This is a genomic window from Sulfurimonas sp. (assembly GCF_047622445.1).
Lineage (GTDB): Bacteria > Campylobacterota > Campylobacteria > Campylobacterales > Sulfurimonadaceae > Sulfurimonas.
The window spans coordinates 34,002-50,450 of sequence record NZ_JBLHOE010000018.1 but is presented as its reverse complement, the minus strand read 5'-3'; the positions used below and the strand labels follow the sequence as shown (position 1 = coordinate 50,450).

At 34.3% G+C, this 16,449-nt stretch carries 14 protein-coding genes and 1 pseudogene; 3 read left to right on the top strand and 12 right to left on the bottom strand.

All coding sequences use genetic code 11. The features are described from left to right. The 5 genes and pseudogenes from ACI9TV_RS06005 to ACI9TV_RS05985 form a co-directional block, all read right to left on the bottom strand. Positions 1–834 (bottom strand): annotated as a pseudogene (locus ACI9TV_RS06005) (hypothetical protein); the annotation flags it as partial. 96 nt (positions 835–930) lie between these two features. Next, positions 931–3,993: an efflux RND transporter permease subunit gene (locus ACI9TV_RS06000; protein ID WP_415249859.1), complete on the bottom strand. Its 3,063-nt coding sequence runs from the start codon at positions 3,991–3,993 to the stop codon at positions 931–933. Continuing rightward, entirely contained in the window at positions 3,986–5,050 is a 1,065-nt protein-coding gene (locus ACI9TV_RS05995; protein ID WP_415249858.1) for an efflux RND transporter periplasmic adaptor subunit, read from the bottom strand. The genes ACI9TV_RS06000 and ACI9TV_RS05995 overlap by 8 nt, the downstream gene beginning before the upstream one ends. Beyond that, a complete protein-coding gene (locus ACI9TV_RS05990) occupies positions 5,038–6,243 on the bottom strand; it encodes a TolC family protein (RefSeq protein ID WP_415249857.1) in 1,206 nt (401 codons plus the stop codon). Before ACI9TV_RS05990 ends, ACI9TV_RS05995 begins: the two co-directional genes overlap by 13 nt. A gap of 50 nt (positions 6,244–6,293) precedes the next feature. Then, entirely contained in the window at positions 6,294–6,590 is a 297-nt protein-coding gene (locus ACI9TV_RS05985) for a hypothetical protein (RefSeq protein WP_415249856.1), read from the bottom strand. 119 nt (positions 6,591–6,709) lie between these two features. On the opposite strand from ACI9TV_RS05985, the gene ACI9TV_RS05980 reads away from it, so the two are divergent. Further along, positions 6,710–7,267: a CDP-alcohol phosphatidyltransferase family protein gene (locus tag ACI9TV_RS05980; protein ID WP_415249855.1), complete on the top strand. Its 558-nt coding sequence runs from the start codon at positions 6,710–6,712 to the stop codon at positions 7,265–7,267. 25 nt (positions 7,268–7,292) lie between these two features. Here ACI9TV_RS05980 and ACI9TV_RS05975 read toward each other — a convergent pair whose 3' ends face one another. Further along, positions 7,293–8,438 (bottom strand): iron-containing alcohol dehydrogenase, encoded by a 1,146-nt coding sequence (locus ACI9TV_RS05975; protein ID WP_415249854.1) that lies wholly within the window; start codon positions 8,436–8,438, stop codon positions 7,293–7,295. Between the two features lie 149 nt (positions 8,439–8,587). On the opposite strand from ACI9TV_RS05975, the gene ACI9TV_RS05970 reads away from it, so the two are divergent. Continuing rightward, complete coding sequence (locus tag ACI9TV_RS05970; protein ID WP_415249853.1) at positions 8,588–10,228, top strand: acetolactate synthase large subunit; 1,641 nt, start codon at positions 8,588–8,590, stop codon at positions 10,226–10,228. Positions 10,229–10,260: 32 nt separating this feature from the next. Here ACI9TV_RS05970 and ACI9TV_RS05965 read toward each other — a convergent pair whose 3' ends face one another. The 6 genes from ACI9TV_RS05965 to ACI9TV_RS05940 are packed head-to-tail and all read right to left on the bottom strand — an operon-like array spanning position 10,261 to position 14,531. Then, positions 10,261–11,184, bottom strand: a complete 924-nt coding sequence (locus tag ACI9TV_RS05965) for a glutaminase (protein ID WP_415249852.1) — start codon at positions 11,182–11,184, stop codon at positions 10,261–10,263. Positions 11,185–11,196: 12 nt separating this feature from the next. Next, positions 11,197–11,586, bottom strand: a complete 390-nt coding sequence (locus tag ACI9TV_RS05960) for a DoxX family protein (RefSeq protein WP_415249851.1) — start codon at positions 11,584–11,586, stop codon at positions 11,197–11,199. Further along, on the bottom strand, positions 11,573–12,424 hold the full coding sequence (locus ACI9TV_RS05955) for a mechanosensitive ion channel family protein (RefSeq protein ID WP_415249850.1): 852 nt from the start codon (positions 12,422–12,424) through the stop codon (positions 11,573–11,575). The genes ACI9TV_RS05960 and ACI9TV_RS05955 overlap by 14 nt, the downstream gene beginning before the upstream one ends. 2 nt (positions 12,425–12,426) lie before the next feature. Further along, on the bottom strand, positions 12,427–12,615 hold the full coding sequence (locus tag ACI9TV_RS05950; protein WP_415249849.1) for a hypothetical protein: 189 nt from the start codon (positions 12,613–12,615) through the stop codon (positions 12,427–12,429). Positions 12,616–12,633: 18 nt separating this feature from the next. Next, complete coding sequence (locus ACI9TV_RS05945) at positions 12,634–13,254, bottom strand: hypothetical protein (protein ID WP_415249848.1); 621 nt, start codon at positions 13,252–13,254, stop codon at positions 12,634–12,636. Next, complete coding sequence (locus ACI9TV_RS05940; protein WP_415249847.1) at positions 13,254–14,531, bottom strand: DNA recombination protein RmuC; 1,278 nt, start codon at positions 14,529–14,531, stop codon at positions 13,254–13,256. The genes ACI9TV_RS05945 and ACI9TV_RS05940 overlap by 1 nt, the downstream gene beginning before the upstream one ends. Before the next feature lie 256 nt (positions 14,532–14,787). Here ACI9TV_RS05940 and ACI9TV_RS05935 point away from each other — a divergent pair, with 256 nt between their 5' ends. Then, positions 14,788–16,413, top strand: coding sequence for a DEAD/DEAH box helicase (locus ACI9TV_RS05935; RefSeq protein WP_415249846.1), 1,626 nt, complete (start codon positions 14,788–14,790; stop codon positions 16,411–16,413). The last annotated feature ends 36 nt before the right edge of the window (positions 16,414–16,449 follow it).

Here is a 16,449-nt window from a genome sequence, read left to right as displayed (position 1 = left end):
GTGTAGATACTGTATAGAGGCGTGAATAGAAATATCTTCTCTAAACTTATGATACCCCAACTCAAAGTAAGAAGCCCTTGAAGCATTCTCCTGTTTTTGTATATTATAGTACCAAGTATTAAGTTTAAAAACCTCATCATGAGAAATACCTACCATAGTTGTTTGGGTATCTATCCAGTTAGTATTTTCTTTCGCTTGAGAAATATATCCAAGTCCAGCATCTGCTCCTTGCCATTTTTGAACATTACCTAGAGTAAAAGTAAAACCATCCAAACCATACGTAATCATGTACGCTTCGAATGTATTTGGAATCATTCTAATATCATCCGTATCTGCTAGAGGTGTATCTATCATTTGGCGACCAAGACGAATATTAAAGCCATTCATTGCATAATTAATATATGCTTCACTCAATGCTATATAACTTCCCTTAGGTGAAGAGAATTCATCATTTTGCTTTGATTCATACGTGTTTCCAGTAGCAAATTCAATATCTTGAGAACCCGTTATTGCAACTCCTGCATGAAAACCATTAAAATTTGCTAACTCATACTTAATCATTCCACCAAGTGCCGTAGCATAAGTGTCAACTTCACCTACTTTTTCTTGTGTATATCCAGCATACATTGAACGAAATTGTCCTGTAAATTCACCATTGATGAACATCTGTGTAAACTTTTTTACGCCAGGAACTACTTTTTGATCTATTTTACCAAATGTATCAATTGATTTTCTAAATGAAGTTTCTCTATCCACTTTGACAAGATTTTCATTTGCAGTCGCTATAAGGCTTGAGAGACATAGAAAAAAATAAATATATACTATTTTTTTCACAGTACTTCCTCTTAAGTGTTTTATTATTGTAATAATACTAGAAGCAACTTAAGCATATCTTAATAATGATAAGAATTATCATTACTAAGATTAATTCTATTTTTTCAATACAAACTTATGATATAAAATAGGAAGTAGAACTAAGGTCAAGAATGTTGAGGAAACAAGACCATTAATAATCACAATAGCTAATGGTTTTTGAATTTCAGAACCTGGTCCATCTGCGAACAACATAGGGATAAGACCAAGGGCCGCGATAAAAGCCGTCATAAGAACTGGTCTCAACCTTCTCAATGACCCGATAGTAACTAATTTAATCGGATCGCTAATAGTATTTTTAAGATAGTTAAAATAATTAATCATAACAACGCCATTAAGTACTGCTATACCCATTAAAGCGATAAACCCGACTATCGCAGGGACACTCATATATTCGCCTGTGATGTATAAACCAAACACACCACCAATCAAAGCAAATGGAATGTTAAGTAAAACTAAGAATGATTGTAATGCTGATTTAAAAGTAAGAAGTAAAAGAATAAAAACTAAGCCTATACTGAGAGGTACAATAAAAGATAACCTTGCCGCTGCACGTTGTTGGTTTTGGTATTCACCGGCAAACTCTATAAAGTATCCTTGTGGTAATTGTATTTTCTCACTTATCTTTGCATCAAGTTCATTTACAAATCCAACTAAATCTCGTCCCACTACATTTGTTTGAACTAGACTCTTTCGCATACCATTTTCATGGTCTATCTGCACTGGTCCTTGTGTCATTGTAAAGCTTGCTAGTTCATTTAACTCAACGCTAGTTCCATCAGCTAAGACATACTGCAAATCAACACTTTTACTCATGCTTGTTTGCATGCTTTTTGAGCCCTTTATCATAAGTGGGATACGACGAAGTTCCTCTTGTATGATTCCAGCCTGTGTTCCATTGACAGCACTTTGAAGATACGATGAAAGTTCTGCTCTATTTACACCATAACGTGCCATCGCTTCATCTTTAAAAGCAATCTCCCAGTATGCAACACCTTCATTAGCTTTTTTATATACGTCGCTACTTCCCGCTGTATCTTCTGTAATTTTAGCAATTTTCTTCGCAATTTCTTCTAACTTTGACGAATCTTCACCATATATATTTACAACAATATCTCCACGAGAACCACTCAACATTTCAGATATTCTCATTGCAATCGGTTGCGTAAATCCATATTCTATCCCAACAAACTCATCTAAAACCCGTCTAAATTCATCAAGCAACCATTCATTGGAAGGAACTCTCCATTCTTCTTTTGGTTTGAGTACTAAAAATGTATCTGTATCATTAAGTCCCATTGGGTCAAGTCCAATCTCATCACTACCACCACGAGCAACTATAGATAAAATTTCAGGAACTTCTCTGATTAAAGCTTGTTGGATTTTTAAGTCTATATCTCTACTCGCTTCAAGTGAAATAGATGGATTTTTCTCTATTCCAATGATGACATTACCCTCATCAAGTTCAGGCATAAATGTTTTACCTACCTGAGTATATGCACCAACAGCTACAATCCATAGTCCTACAGCTATAAAAAGTACACTTTTTTGATACTTCAAAGTCAAACCTAAAAGTTTTTCGTACCAATGTTCTAAAAAAACCATGATAGCTACTTTTTTAACTGGAGCTTGTTTTAAAACATAAAAGCTAACAACTGGGATAAAAGTAAGTGCTAACAATAGTGAAGATGAAAGTGCAAAAACAATGCTTAGTGCAACTGGTACAAATAGCTTTCCTTCAAGTCCTTCAAGTGTGAGTAATGGTAAAAAAACTATAATGATAATAAGGATTCCGGTAAAGACAGGACTTGCTACCTCTTGTGCTGAGCGTAAAACTACATCAATTTTCTTCTCATCTTTATGCTTTTCATCATGGAGATATTCGCTAATATTTTCAACCATAACAACACCAGCATCCACAAGCATACCAATAGCAATTGCTAAACCTCCAAGACTCATAAGGTTTGCAGAAATTCCAAAATAGCTCATAGCTATAAAAGTCATCATTCCAGCAAAAGGTAAAATAATAGCAACACTAAAAGCTGAAGCAAAGTTCCCTAAAAATACAAATAAGACTATAACAATTAAAACAAGTGCTTCTAAAAGTGCAGTAGAAACTGTTTCTATCGCCTTAGAAACAAGGTCTGAACGATCATAGAAAATATTTATACTTGTCCCTTTTGGTAAATCTTTTTCTATTTTCTCAAGTTCTGCTTTTACACTTGTTAAAACTGTAGATGTATCCACCCCTTTTCTTGAAAGAACTAAACCTTGAACTGCTTCTTCTTTTCCATCTTTAGTTACAAATCCTGCTCGAGTAAGAGAACCTATCTCTACATCTGAGATATCAGATATTCTTACATTACGACCATCTTCATGTTTTACAATCAGGTTTGCAATATCATCAATATTTTTTAATCTTCCCTCCGAACGGATATAAAGACTTTGTTCACCAAGAGACAATCTACCAATTCCATCATTTTGATTGTTCTCACTTAGGACATCTTTTAACATACTCATTGTGACTTTATACTGTTTCATTTTTGAAAAATCAGGAATAATCTCATAGGTTTTTACATATCCACCAAGAGCATTCGTGTCTGCAACCCCATCAATAGAGCGCAGTCTTTTGTTAATAACCCAATCAAGAAGTGTTCTTTTTTCCATCAAATCAAGTGTCTCTGACTCAATAGTAAACATGAGTACTTCACCGAGTGGTGTAGTAATAGGTGCAAGTCCTCCACTTACATTTGGAGGTAGATCATCCATCACTTCACTGAGTCTTTGCGCTACTTGTTGTCTTGCCCAGTAAATATCTACACCCTCATCAAAGTCAATCGTAATATCACATAAACCGTATTTAGAAAGAGAACGTACTATTGTCTGGTTCGGAATACTTTGAATATTTTGCTCAATAGGAATAGTTACACGCGATTCCATCTCATTTGGGGTCATTCCTGAAGCTTTAAGAATTAACTTTACCTGCGTAGGTGCTACATCTGGATATGCATCTACAGGTAACTTCATCATAGAGTACGCACCAAAAAACAGTACAGAAAAAGAAAGTAGAAGTATTAGGAACCTTTGCTTTAGGGCAAAGCTAACGAAGGATTCACTCATCTTCAGAATCCTTTGCACTTAATAGCGCTGAAGTAGAAGTTGCCGCTACAAGATCACCTACATTTAAATCTGCTTTTACGATGTAGCACGTTGGTCCCTCTTTAATAATATCAACTTCTAAAACTTCAAAACCTAATGCATTTTTTCTAAATACAAGTGATTTCTGCCCATCAAAAACTAAAGCAGTTTTTTTCACTTTATATGCAGCACTTATTTTTTTAGCAACATGTACTTCATATACTCGGTTTATCATTATATTTTGAGCATCATCTATCATAGCTCTCACTATAACTGACTGAGAACTTGTGTTTACTACATTTCCGATTGCTGTAACTTTTGCTGTAAATGACTCAAAACTACTTTTATCTCCAATGGTTATACTTTTTACATTTTTTACAGGTACCGTTACTTCAATAAATCTTTTTCCATCTGCATAAATTTCAATTATTTTATGATCTGATTGTACATATGCTCCATTATTTACATTTACATCATTCACAACACCACTTTTTGGTGCATATATAGTAATCTCGGCTATTGGAGTAGAATTTTCCTCCAAACGCTTGATCATTGATGTAGTAAAACCATTTGTTAAAAGTTTACTTTTTGTTAAGTTAACATGTAAATCACTAGTACGTTTAATTTTTTTAGATTCTAATAATCTTTTATTTGAGATTATTCCATCCATTTGAAGTTTGAAGTTTCTTTTATAATTTTGATTTGCACTTTCACTTTCAAATATTGCTTCAATGTATTCTTGTTGCAGTCCAAGTAAAGCATTACTTCTTAGAGTAAGCAGTTTTTGTCCTTTTCTTACATGTTCTAATTCTCTCACATAGATTGTCTTAACAATGGATTCTATATTAGAACTCACAGTTATAATGTCTTTTTTATCAAGTACTACAAGACCACTATAAGGACCAAAATCTATACTCTCGACGCTTGTTACAGCCTGCATTCTTATACCTAAGTCACGCTGCTGTTCTTGTGTAACTTTGATTGTTTCTAAGCCAAATAGACTCACTGTAAGTGTTAAAATACTAATTAATGTACGCATGCTTTTTCCCCTAATTCTAAATCTGCTTTTTTATATAGTTCAAATAATTCATAATAATACTTTTTCTTTGTCTCCAGCATCTCTATAAGATTTAAAGAATACGAACGAGAAGCATCTATATACTCCATAATATCCCCTTCACCTTCTAGTAGTGCTAATTTTGACAAACTAAGTAATTCTTTGTTGAGTGGCAAAATTTCATTTTCAAGTAACTGAAATTCATTAAATAAAAGCTCTAAAGTAGCAACAGCATTATTTGAATAATTTTGAATCTGTGCTTTAGTCGCTTCTTTTTCATACTCATAAGAAGAGCTTAAAGCTAATTGTTCTGCTTTTAATTTCTCTTTTTGAGAACTTAAACCACCGAGTGGAATATTTATACCGAAGGTATATCTTCTTGTATCTAATTCTTTTTCATACCCAAGCTCATAACCAAGTGAGGTAATCGGTGAATCATAAAGTTGAGATAAGGCTTGTGTTGCATTCTTTTGATATTGGAGTACTTTTAATTCCCCGTGTTCATCAATTGCATTTAAAACTATGTGTTTACGAGGAAGTACTAAATCATTACACTCAAGTGAATCTATCTTTAGATTGTCTACACGCTCTTGAAGTGATGAAAATTCACTCAAATAAGCTCTTTTATATGCATTCACATTTTTTTGTAATTTTGATAAATCTAACTTGTTAAAAAGTAAATCTTTTTTTGATATTTCACCGAGTTCATACGCTGTTTTAACTTGATAGTACCTTTTACTTTGTTGTTGATATAACAACAAAGATTTTTCACTCATCTCTTTAGAGATACATGTGCTATGGTACGCTGAGATAATTTCTAACTCTAATATATGAAGCTTATGTTTTGCTTCTTGCTTCATTGCTTTAGTATACTCTTGGACACTTGTATCATTTAAGGAACGCGAAAATGGGTGCGATATGTCTTGAGAAATTCCGACTGCATATTCTATGCCATCTTTTGCATCACTAGGGATGGAGTCCGCATGAGATACACTCGCATTAAGGGAGGGTGCATCATAACTTTGCGAAAGCTCATTTTGAGCTATATCTGATTTTAGTTTTTCTAAAATTGCTTTTGATTTACTACTTGTTTGTACTGATTTTATTATTTGAGATAAGTTATTTGCACTGAGATTCAGGGCTACAAATATACTTAAAAGAAGTATTCTTTTCATTTTTGACCTTTGTATTATAATTGTTTTTTAATGTATTGATTTAAAAATGATTATATTGCAGGAGGTCGACTAGGAATAAAACTAGTGTGGGAAAGGTAGATAGGTTCATTTGTATTTGGTTTAGTATTTATAGAATCAAAATCCAGAAGAGTTATAATAAGTAAACTACTATGAAACACTGAATGAATTTTATCATGTACTTCAGATATATCTTCCATGCTATTAGCATCCAAGTACAACTGAGTATATTGCACATCCGCTGGATGTTGTATCACATAATCATGAACCATGAAGAATGTAAATGCTAACAATAGAGCCGATACTATTTTAATTCTGAACTTTTTCATTATATGCGTGGATTGTATACTAAAAATTATTACTCATAACTAAAATAATTATATTAATGTGTTATTGATATAATTATTAAGATTAAGATACAATTACATATTCATTTTAAAGGTATTGTATGAAATTTTTATGGACTCCATCTTCACATTTTAACTTGGCAAATCTTTTTACTTTTGTAAACATTACAGCTGGACTTTTAGCAACTTATTTTATAACTCAAAACAATTTTTTTCTAGCTGTCATCCTAGCTTGGATAGGTGGAGCTTTTGATATATTTGACGGGAAAATCGCTAGAAAATATAATCTCTCTAATGAGTTTGGTGTACAACTAGATAGCTTTGCAGACTTTTTAAGCTTTGTACTTGTACCTGTCTTTTTGATTTTTCAAGCTGTGTATAGCACTTCACTCTCAGGCATAGAAATTATTGTTGCTGCCATTGTTAGTATCTACTATGTTATCTCAGGACTACGAAGATTAATCCATTTCAACATTCATACAGATGCGGGTGAAGTAGACAAGTACTTCACAGGAGTTCCAACCCCACTTGGTGCGATTTTACTTTGGCTTGTATATCTTTCTCATGCCTATGCAATTTCACATGCACTTGTTGTTGTAACTTTAATGGCAGTTATTGGATGGAGTCTCAACTCTACTATCAAAGTGAGACATCCTTAATTTAGTTACTTAAAAAGTTTTTTCCTTATGCTTTTTCAAGTATCTCAATTATAGTATCTACTGAGTAATCTTCACCCATTCCCCACATATTTGCCGTGCCATTAGCATTTATCGCTAATCCTTTGATGCCCTCCCTTGGAATCTTTGCACTTTCGAGAGTTACTGGCGCACCTATTTTAGCGAACCATGATTCTAAAAGTTCTATACCTTTATCTGCATTATCTTCGTTAAAAATCTCTTTTGCAAATCGCTCGTATTGTTTAATATTTTGATTTTTATGCCACTTCATCCAAGCTGGGATAACTACTGCTAGACCAGCTCCATGTGCTACATTATAGAGTGCGGAGAGTGAATGTTCTATCATGTGATTTGGAAAGTTTCCGCCCTCAGTTCCTGCTGGAGTAAGACCATTGAGTGCTTGAATAGCTACCCATGCGAACTCTGCTCTTGCATCATAGTCATTTGGATTCTCAAGTAAAACTTCTGTTGTCTGTATCACTGTTTTTATGATTGACTCTACGATACGAGAGTTGAAATGAGGATGATCAGTCGCTGTGAAGTAAACTTCTATACTATGAGCGATGATATCTACAGCAGAATATGCCAAATATGCTTTTGAGACTGTTGCCATTAGTTGAGGGTTTACAACTGAAACACGAGGATTTACAAAAACCGAAGCTATAGAATACTTCTGCATTGTCTCATCGTTCATAACTACGGAGTTTCCATTCATTTCACTAGCCGTTGCTCCAAGAGTCATAACGGTAAAGACTGGAAGCGCTTGGCTAATTTGAACCTTGTTCGTAAAGAAGTCCCATACGTCGCCATCGTACACAGCACCGGCAGCTATTGCTTTTGCTGAATCAGCTACACTTCCTCCGCCTACAGCGAGAATAGCTTCTATATTTTTCTCTTTTGCCATTTTAATTCCATCGTTTACACGACTTAGAAGTGGATTACTTACAACTCCATCCAATTCTTCATAGGATATGCCATGCTCATTTAACGAGTCGATAACATTATCATATAAACCATTTTTCTTGATACTTCCCATTCCATAAACAAGTAAAACTTTTTTAATATTTGCTTCTTTTATATAAAGACCAATCTTCTTCTCTTTGTCTTTTCCAAATTCTACTTTTGTCGGGTTATGATATGTAAAATCATTCATATTTTCATTATCCTTTTGATGTATAGTTAAAATTGTAATTATTATAACTTAAATATCTCATACACTGCGCTAGGTAATTTACCAAGGCTAGCTTACCTTAACTATAATTCTTGTATAAAAATAGTATCTACGTAATAAAGGACTCTAAAATGAAAGCTTCAGATTTGTTTATAAAAGCCTTAGAAAACGAAGGTGTTGAGTATATATTTGGAATTCCAGGAGAAGAAAATCTTGATTTTCTAAACTCTTTACAGAACTCAAGTATCAAACTCATTCTTACTCGTCATGAACAAGGTGCAGGTTTTATGGCCGCTACCTATGGAAGATTGACAGGAAAGGTTGGAGTCTGCCTAGCTACGCTAGGTCCAGGAGCTACAAACTTAGTTACGTCTGCTGCTTATGCCAACTTAGGCGGGATGCCTATGCTTATGATAACTGGGCAAAAACCAATCAAAAAAAGCAAACAAGGCCGTTTTCAAATTATAGATGTTGTGCAAATGATGAAGCCTATTACTAAATACTCAAAACAGATAGTCAATGGTAACAACATATCCTCTATGGTTCGTGAAAGTTTTAAAATAGCTGCACAAGAGAGACCAGGGGCTGTACACCTTGAACTTCCCGAAGACATTGCAAGAGAAGAGGTAGAGGATATTATATATCATGTTCATAGTCAACGATACCCAATCGCACGAGAAGAAAATTTAGATGCAGCTATACAAATGATATATAAAGCGAAAATGCCTCTGATTTTGATTGGTGCTGGAGCGAATCGTACACGTATTGGTACAGCTATGACAGACTTCATAGAAAAGTTAGGGATTCCATTTTTTATGACGCAGATGGGTAAAGGTGTAGTAGATGAGTTTCATCCTCTTTGTCTAGGAACAGCTTCTCTTTCAGACAATGATTATCTGCATTGTGCTATTGATAGAGCTGATTTAATTATAAATGTTGGCCATGATATTATTGAAAAGCCTCCATTCTTTATGCAAAAAGGCAAAACAAAAGTAATCCATATCAACTTTTTACCTTCTGATGTAGACCCCACATATTTTCCTCACTTAGATATTGCAGGGGACATTGCATGTAATATAAAACAACTCACACAACTTACTCAAAAACAAGAGCATTGGGATTTTTCCTATTATATGAGGGTTATAGACGAATCCCAAGAGCATATAAAAAAATATTTTAAAGATGATAGATTTCCAATATTACCGCAAAGAGCTCTTAAAGACATAAGAGATATATTACCAAAAGATGGCATTTTAACACTTGATAATGGCGTATATAAAATATGGTTCTCACGTAACTATAAATGTTCTCTCCCCAACACTCTTCTACTTGATAATGCGCTAGCAACTATGGGTGCAGGACTTCCTTCAGCTATGGCTGCCAAGATGATCTTTCCAGAAAAAAAAGTTATCTCAGTCTCTGGTGATGGCGGCTTTATGATGAATTCCCAAGAGTTAGAAACAGCTGTTAGACTTCAATTAGACCTTGTCGTGATTATTTTAAATGACAATGCTTTTGGTATGATCAAGTGGAAACAAGAAGGTATGGGTTTTGAAAACTTTGGACTCGACTATTCAAATCCTGACTTTGTTCAGTATGCAAACTCATTTGGCGCCGTTGGATACCGTCCAAATTCTTGTGATGAGTTCGTCTCTGTGTTAAAAACTGCGATAAACTCTAAAGGTGTCCATGTTATCGATGTACCTGTGGATTATAGTCTCAATCATCTCATTTTAAATGAGTTACTTCAAAACAAATCCTGTTTAGTATAAACAACTGGGCAGTTATTATGCGAAATGAAGACCTAAAAAATCGACAAACCTGTTTTTGTCGTAAAAAGCTCCAATGCCATTGTTCCCACTAGAGAATTGCCTTGCTCATTGAGAGCTGGTGCCCATACTGAGATCCCCATCAGTTTTGGCACTACAGCAACTATACCACCGCCAACACCACTTTTTCCAGGAAGTCCTACATTAAAGGCGAAATCTCCTGAGGCATCATAATGTCCACAAGTAAGCATGACTGAGTTTATACGTTTGGCTTGTCTTTGAGATATATGTGTTTTTTTACTTATAGGGTCTTCACCATGGTTTGCCAGATACAGCATAGTTCTAGAGAGCATTTTAGTATTCATCTCAAGTGAGCAATGTTTAAAGTAAATATCTACTACTTCACTTACATCATTGTCTAAATTATTAAAGCTTTTCATTAAGTTTGCTAAGGCAATATTTCTATATCCATGCTCTTTTTCAGATTTAAGAATAACGTCGTTTAAAGATATTGAGTTATCGTCTGCAATTTCTTTTATGAAATTCAAAACTTCTTTATATGTTAGCTCTGCATTTTTATAATGCTTTACTAATGCATCAGTCATATTAATAGCTCCCGCATTTATAAATGGGTTTCTTGGTTTTCCATTTTCATACTCGAGTTGCACTAAAGAGTTAAAAGGATTTCCTGAGGGCTCAACACCTATGCGCTTATAAATACTGTTGTTATAAAACTTCAGAGCTAAGGTAAATGTAAAAACCTTAGAAATACTCTGAATAGAAAACAATGTCTCAGTATCTCCTACATGATACTGCGTCCCATCAAAAAGCGTCAGGCTCATCGCAAACTGTTCAGGGTCTACTTTAGCTAAAGCAGGAATGTAATCTGCAACATGACCATCTTTTAAATGAGGTTTAATTTCTTCTGCAATATCTTCAAGTATTTTTTGATAATTCATGAAGTATATCTCTTACTTAGAATTTACAGCGTATCTTCCACTTCCAAGAAAAAATATAACTACAGAAAGAACAAGGTAAAAAAGTGGTAATTCTATCAGTGGTGCACCATGCTTCCCTAAAGTAAAAAGGTCATTCCCGTAAGCTAAGAAAATAGCCATAATCATATTTAAAGCTAGAACGAGAGAAGCTCCTCTCGCATATAGTCCAAGAATAATAAGAATTGGAACAATCACTTCACCAACATACACACCATAAGCAAAAAATTCTGGTAAGCCTGCGTTCACTGTTAATTGTTTTACACCTTTTATGCCATTGATTATTTTATCAAGGCCATGAAACATCATCATCCCGCCAACGAGTATCCTGAGTAATAGTTTTGCTATATCGTTATTTTGGAACATCTGTTTCTCCTAGTATTTTGATCTCTCTTTGAGGAAAAGGTATCGTAATATTTGTCTTATTTAAAACATCTAGAATTTGTAAATTTACATCATACTGTGTCTTGAAAAAGCTTTTTGTTGGAACCCAGTATCTGTATGCAACATCTATGCTGCTATCATTAAACTTTTCTATTCCTACTATAGCTTCATTCTCTGAGCTGATATTTTCATGCTTAATCAGCATATCTTTAATTGCACTTATCGCTTTTGTAGCATCACTGTCATACGCTATACCAACACTTCCCTCAACTACACGGTAAGAAAAGGAGTTCACTAAAACGTCTCCTATCATGTACTTGTTTGGTATAGTTATCTCTTCACCATCCTCATTTCTTAAAACACTGTAAGATAGTTTTATTGCTTCTACTTCACCATATACTTCATGTACTGTTAAAGTGTCTCCTATCTTAAAAGGTTTAGTTATCACTAAAATGATTCCAGCAGCAAAGTTTGCGACACTTCCTTGTAAAGCCAAACCAGCAGTTAATGAAAGAGCACCAATCGCAGCTATAAATGGTGCTATGGAGATTCCAAGTTTTCCAAGTGCCAAAATAGCAACCATCATAACAACTAAAAAACGGACAAAACTTGCAATAAATCCACTTAACGTTTCATCTATATTATTTTTCAGTAAAACTTTTAACACAATTTTTTGTATAAATTTAGATGCAAAGATACCAATGGTAAATATTATTAAGGCACCTATAATTTGGAAAGAGTAGTTCGTAAAAAACTCTATAACAATGTTATAAAATTGACTTACCTCTTCTAACTCTTTATTTATTAATTCAGTATCCATGATTATCCCTTTATTTTAAATCTACAATTGCCTACAGTAATTGTTTTTCCATTTTTTATAACTTCTTTAACATAAAGTAATGTACCCTGAGGGTCTGCATCCCCTATCTCTTCTTCTATCATTCGAAGTAAGTCTTTTTCATTTGTATCTGTCCATGTTTTTTCATAGCTGTATTGTGTTTGTATTTTCATATGTTTATCATATCCTAATTAAAAGCTTGTTGCATAAAACTCTACACCTATATATAGATTTTCAAGCGCTAAGCTTTTAACATAAATATAACGTTTATTCCCTTGTCTATCAACATCACTTACAATCAATCCTTCACCGTATTTGCCAACTTTTTGTATTTGTTCTAGTTTAATTGTTCGTACATTTATATCTTCAATATCATTCGAACCATACAGTGTATTCCCTTCCATGTCCGAAAGAAATACATCTTCATATTGCATTTTTTGAAACTTTTGGAGAATGCTTTTTTTTGTATTTATCTTTTGAGATTGTCTATATATGAAATCCATACGAGTTTCAAGCTGTTCTTGTATCCTTATTTTTAATTCTAGTTCTCTTTCTTGGACACTTAAAACTACAGCTTCTTCTACGATTTCATGTATCTCTTCTACTTGAAAAATATCATCCATACTAATCTCAATTGCTTCTTCCTTATGTGGTTTCAACTCTGGCACAGTATTTTTAATGATTTGTATTTTTTTTGGCATTGGATATTTTTTTTCCTGCCTTGTATCTTCATTCCAAAAATAAAAAATACTAAAGCCAAGAAACATAACAAATAAAACGATAACACCAATATAAATAAACTGCTTTTTCATTATTCCTCATCCTCACTTTGTATACTCAACATCTTCTTAGGTTTAATCCCAAGTGAAACAATATTTTGCGCTCTTTTTATAATATTTCCACGTCCTGAACTTAAACGATTCATAGATATATCGTAAGAGTCCTGAGCTTTTTGAAGGTGCATTCCAACCTTTTTCATCTCCTCTACAAAAGCAACAAGCTTTTCATACATAGCCTCAGCTTCACTAGCAATCTTCAGTGCATGGTCTTGCTGCCTTTGTGTACGCCAAATATGTTCTATAGTTCTCAGTGTTACTAACAGTGTAGACGGCGAAACAACTAAAATGTTATTATCGTATGCACGTTTAAAAAACTCTCCATCTGCGCCAAGTGCCAAATGAAATGCACCTTCTATAGGCATGAATAACAGGACATAATCAAGGGTATTTATCCCCTCAAGTTTTTCATAGTTTTTAGCACTTAATTCTTTAATATGCCCAGAAATACTTTGAAGATGCTCTTTTAAAGCAAGTGCTTTTAACGTGTCTTCTTCTGTACTCATATACCTTTCATAGGCAACAAGAGAAACCTTAGAATCTATGACAATATCACGTTCCTCTGGCATATGGATAATAACATCAGGTCTGTACGTCTTCCCTTCTTGGGACTTTAAGGTAGCTTGCAGTTCATACTCTGAACCTTCACGTAAGCCTGATTCTTCAAGAATCCGCTCTAAAACAAATTCGCCCCAGTTTCCTTGCGTTTTATTCTCACCCTTTAGTGCATTTGTAAGATTAAGTGCATCACGAGATAATTGCGTATTCATCTCTTTTAAACGCTTAAGTTCATCTTTTAGTAAGTAGCCATCTTTAGCACTAGTGTTAAACTGTTCACGTGACTGTGTAGCAAAGTTTGTAATTTGTTCGCGAAATGGTTTGAGTAAAATATCGAACTGTTCTTTTTGCGTATGGGTAAATTGTTTTGTTTTATCATCGAAGATTTGATTTGCAAGGATTTTAAATTCTTTACTTAACTCATCTTTTGCATTTTGTAAAACATCTAGTTTTTCACTTGAAGATTTAACTTCTTCTTCATAACGTGTATGGAGTACTACATATTTAAGGTGCAAGTTATTTTTTTCTTCTAAAACTTTTGCATGCACTGATGTAAGTTCATCATTTTCTAGATAGCTCCCATGTAATTTCTCTTTGAGTTTTAAATATATAGTTGTCAATACAATAATTACAAAAAACGCAAGTATAAAAAGTACCATATATAAATCAGAACTAGTTTGTAAAGAGATATTCACCAACAAAACCTTTAGTATTAAATTTAAGTTATTATACAATATTCAAAGTGCTATCGTATATTTTATGACTAAAAGACATAAAAATAGTAGCCGATTTGTAGCAGTATAAAATTAAGTTATTAAAAATATAAATAACTTCAATAAAAATTTTGGTTCTTTTAGCTATAATTCGCGTATTATTTAAGGGGAAGATGCTTAAGACCGCTATTACAGCGTGGAAAGAGCTTGTATCATCTCCTTAATGCAAAGGATTATGATGCAAGAAAATGCACAAGAAACTTCACCCGTTGAAGAAGAAAACACACTCACATTCGATGACTTAGGTTTAAAACAAGAACTACTTAGAAGCGTGAAATTCGCTGGTTTTGTTACACCAAGTCCTATTCAAGCCCAAGCAATTCCATTAGTTATGGCTGGTCGCGATATGGTAGGTCAAGCACATACTGGTACTGGTAAAACAGCTGCTTTTGGTCTTCCAGCACTTCACAACATGAAAATGAATGGGAAAGTTGAACTTCTAGTTATTACACCAACAAGAGAGCTTGCTACGCAAGTTTCAGATGAAATTTTCAAATATGGTAGAAACTTAAATGCTAAAACTGTTACAGTTTATGGTGGTAGTTCATACAGTCGTCAACTAGACCTAATAAACCGTGGAGCTTCTGTAGTAGTTGCAACTCCTGGTCGTCTTTTAGACATTCTTAAGCGTGGTATGCTTAAAGATTTCGCTCCAAGTATGGTTGTACTAGATGAAGCTGATGAGATGCTTGACATGGGTTTTTTAGATGATATTAATGAAATATTTTCATTTTTACCAACGAAGCGTCAAACACTACTTTTCTCGGCTACTATGCCTCAGCCTATTAAGACTCTAGCTTCTAGAATTCTTGATAAGCCTGAATTTATTTCTATTACAAAGGGTGAGACTACAAACTCTGACATCGAACAACTTTACTACGTAATTGAAGAATCTGAAAGAGATGATGCAATCATTCGTCTTATGGATTCAGAAGATACAAATAAATGTATTGTATTTTGTAGAACAAAATCTGAAGTTGATAGACTTTCTAATGTACTTTCTAACTCTGGTTACCTTGCAAATGGTCTTCATGGAGATATGGAGCAGCGTCAACGTGAAACTGTTATTAAAGGTTTCAAAAGTAACTCAGTAAAAGTACTTGTTGCTACTGATGTTGCTGCTCGTGGTATACATGTAAATGATATTTCTCATGTTTTCAATTTCCATATTCCATTTGATCCTGAGTCTTATGTTCACCGTATTGGTAGAACAGGTCGTGCTGGAACAAAAGGTAAAGCGATTACTTTACTTACTCCACTAGAATTTAAAGAATTGCAACGTATTAAGAATAAAGTTGGAACTTCTATGGGTCACGCTTATATTCCAAGCAAGAATGACTTAAGAGAATCAACTATAGATTCACTTGTTAAAAAAGTTGAAGATCATAAAATTTATGACGAAGCACATAAAGTTTTAGACAAACTTCGTGAAGATATAGATGAAGAGCAAATGGCGTATAAGTTAATTTCAATGCTTCTTGATCAACAAGAAATTAAAGGACCTAACTCTATTGGTATTCCTGCTGATAGAATGGACGCTGTTCTTGCTCGTGCTGCACAACGTGGAGGCGGCGGTGGTGGCCGTGGTCGTGGACGTAGTAGAAATGGTGGCGGCGGCGGTGGTGGTTACCGTGGTAACAAACCACGTTCAGGTGGCGGCGGAAGTCGTGATGGTGGCGGAAATGGTGGCGGTGGTTACCGTGGAAACAAAGAAGGCGGAAGTCGTGATGGTGGTGGAAGCAGAGATGGTGGCGGCGGTGGTTACCGTGGAAACCGTTCTAGTTCAAACAGACATAGAGACTAACCTTTATAACTCCTCTTTGGCATCCTTGAGGTGCCA